The sequence below is a fragment of the Geodermatophilus sp. SYSU D00696 genome (assembly GCF_054050235.1).
The window spans coordinates 1-1847 of record NZ_JBJGYY010000078.1 but is presented as its reverse complement, the minus strand read 5'-3'; the positions used below and the strand labels follow the sequence as shown (position 1 = coordinate 1847).

The following is a 1847-nucleotide window of genomic DNA, read 5'->3' as shown; positions in this document are numbered from 1 at the left end:
CTCCGTGGTCGGCACCGCCGTCTCCGTGGTCGGCACCGCCGTCTCCGTGGTCGGCACCGCCGTCTCCGTGGTCGGCACCGCCGTCTCCGTGGTCGGCACCGCCGTCTCCGTGGTCGGCACCGCCGTCGTCCCAGCCGCCGTCGTCCCAGCCGCCGTCGTCCCAGCCGCCGTCGTCCCAGCCGCCGTCGTCCCAGCGGCCGTCGTCCCAGCGGCCGTCGTGGCGGGGGGCGCCTGGACGAGCGGGGTGCCGCCGGCCGCCGGCGAGGGCACGGCCCCGCCACTCGTGGTCTCCTGCTCCACCGGCGGCGACGGCTCGGGAAGGGTGGTGTCGGCGAGCGGCGAGGGTATGAGGGTCGGTCCGGTCGAGACCGGCGTGTCGGCGTTTCCACCGCCGACCGCCGACGTCCGCCCGTCCGCGGCCTGACCGTCCCCGGGGTCTCGGGAGGCCTGCACGGCACCGCCGGCTCCGATGAGCATCCCGAGCGCGGCGGCGCTGACCAGGAGGTGCCTGGTCCTCCCGCGGACCCGACGGGGCGGGGCCGCGGACGTGGCCCGGCCGAGGCCCGCCAGGAGCCACCGGCGACCCGGGGGGACGGGGATGGGGGGCCGGGTGCGGCGAGTGGCCGCGTGCCTGGGCCGGCCGGTGGGCCGTGGGGTGGACATCGGCGCCGCCGCACCCGCCGCCAGGACGGCCTGTTCGGTGGTGGCCCCGGCCGCCGGGGCGCCGGCGGCCCGCCGGGCGGCCGCCTGGCGCGCCTCGATGCCGGACGTGGTGCTCAGCGCCAGCTGGGGCAGGAGCAGGAAGACGAAGAACCCGAGCGCCGCAACGCACGCGGCGATGAGGAACACCAGGTCGATGGCGTCCGAGAACCCGGCCTCGAAGGGCAGCGCGAGGTGCGACGGCAGTCCCTGGACGAACGAGGTGTCCGACAGGTCCCCGCCGGCCGGCAACCGGCCGCTCTGCACCGCCTCGGCGACCCGTGGATCGCCCGCTGCGGCGGAGGTCACCGCCTGTTCGATCTCCACGGGCAGGCGGATGACCAACACGGAGAGGAACGCGGCGGTCCCGAGCGTGGCGCCCATCTGGCGGAAGAAGGTGACCGACGAGGTCGCGACGCCCATCTCGTCCGGCGGGACGGCGTTCTGCACGGCGAGGACGGCCGGCTGGAAGTTGAAGCCGAGCCCGATGCCGAGCAGGACCATGAACGGCGCCAGCGTTCCGAGCGACGTCCCGGCGCCGACCACGACGGACAACGACGCCAGGGCGGTGGCCATGAGGACCGTCCCGGCCAGCGGGAACACCTTGTAGCGGCCGGTCCTGGAGATCACGACACCCGAGCTCGCCGCGCCGGCCATGATGCCGGCGACCAGCGGGATCATCTGCAGGCCGGCGACCGTGGCGCTGGAGCCGTGCACGATCTGCAGGTACTGGGGCAGGAGGAGCAGCCCGCCGAACATGGCCGCGCCCACCACCGTGCTGCCCACGATGGCGATGCGGAAGGTGCGGTTGCGGAACAGCCGCAGCGGCAGCAGTGCCTCGTCGCCGTAGGCCCGCTCGGCGAGCAGGAAGGCTCCGAAGCCGACGGCGCCGATGCAGTAGCAGGCCACGGCGGAAGCCGAGGTCCAGCCCCAGGTGCGGCCCTGCTCGGCCACGATCAGCAGCGGCACGATGCAGGTGACCAGGGACAGCGCGCCGGGCCAGTCGATGCGGTGCTCCCGGCGCTCGTGCGGCAGGTGCAGCACCCGGTACACGGCGGCGAAGGCGAGCAGGCCGAGCGGCACGTTGACGTAGAAGATCCAGCGCCAGCCGGTGATGCCCAGCAGCGAGGACTGGCCGGCGAGGAAGC

1 protein-coding gene is annotated in these 1847 nt (G+C 75.2%); it reads right to left on the bottom strand.

Going from position 1 to position 1847, the window contains the following annotated elements; all coding sequences use genetic code 11:
* On the bottom strand, positions 1–1847 hold a 1847-nt coding region (locus ACI79O_RS24115; protein ID WP_456915391.1), incomplete at both ends, for an MFS transporter.